2 protein-coding genes are annotated in these 891 nt (G+C 48.5%); both read left to right on the top strand.

All coding sequences use genetic code 11. The features are described 5' to 3' along the window. Positions 1-296 precede the first annotated feature (296 nt). The gene (gene iraP, locus NG99_RS27355) at positions 297-560 is read left to right on the top strand and encodes an anti-adapter protein IraP (RefSeq protein WP_034900079.1); all 264 of its coding nucleotides are present in this window, start codon (positions 297-299) and stop codon (positions 558-560) included. Positions 561-718: 158 nt separating this feature from the next. Beyond that, positions 719-891 (top strand): PsiF family protein (locus tag NG99_RS27360; protein ID WP_232298383.1); only part of this gene is annotated, 173 nt, incomplete at its 3' end.

The following is an 891-nucleotide window of genomic DNA, read 5'->3' on the forward strand; positions in this document are numbered from 1 at the left end:
CGGCGGCGGCTGGGGTGGCGGTGGCGGCGGTCCTCGCGGCGGCTTTGCTCAAAGCCAGGGCTACTAGTTCGGTGTAACCAGAGGCTGATGCCTCTGGTTATTTCTGGTCTTGCCGCATCGGGTTGTGAGCTTAATCAGGCGCAAAACGTTTCGCTGCAAAAAAATATTGCGCCATATCGCAAAAGTGAATAATCAAGCAGGTACTCGATTTAAGTTGCGAAAATATAAAGCGATTATCTGTTTTCTTTTTTTAAGACTGGTGGTAACGTCTTGCTTTAACTCGCTGAGACGCCCGCATGAAAAACCTCATTGCAGAACTGCTGGTCAGACTGGCGGAAAAAGAAGAAGAGTCGAAAGAATTAGTGGCTCAGGTTGAGGCGTTAGAAATTGTGGTGACTGCCTTGGTGCGCAAGCTGGACAACGCGCAGTTTCAGCAGATAACGAGAAGTATCACCACAGCACTGGATACCGCTACCGAGGCGACCCCAACGATTAACTCTGAAGATTCTTCTTTGCTGGAAAATTATATTCAGCGCCTTTTGCATTATCCCCGCCAGTAATCGTTTTTATCAGTCTGGTCTCTTGCAGGAATGGGAGGAGGACGAACTGATGTGCCGCAATACTCGATCGCCCTCTCTTATTTATGCCATTCTGCTGGTGGCGGGGGGAATTTATGTCAAACTTTGATGGCTTGTTAATCAATTAGGGATGGAAAAACATGAAGATGAAATATCTGGTGGCGGCGGCGATGCTTTCATTGCTTGCTAGTGGTTATGCTGGCGCGGCAGAAAAGACCGCCCAGCAGCAAAAAATGACCGTATGTAATCAGCAGGCAGGAGAGAAAGCCTTAAAGGGCGATGAGCGTAAAACGTTTATGAGCAGCTGCCTGAA

Source organism: Erwinia typographi, from assembly GCF_000773975.1.
Taxonomy (GTDB): Bacteria; Pseudomonadota; Gammaproteobacteria; order Enterobacterales; family Enterobacteriaceae; genus Erwinia; species Erwinia typographi.

Bases quoted from the DNA above. Each gene is read 5' to 3' on its own strand.
- iraP (WP_034900079.1), top strand. From the start codon at position 297: ATGAAAAACCTCATTGCAGAACTGCTGGTCAGACTGGCGGAAAAAGAA.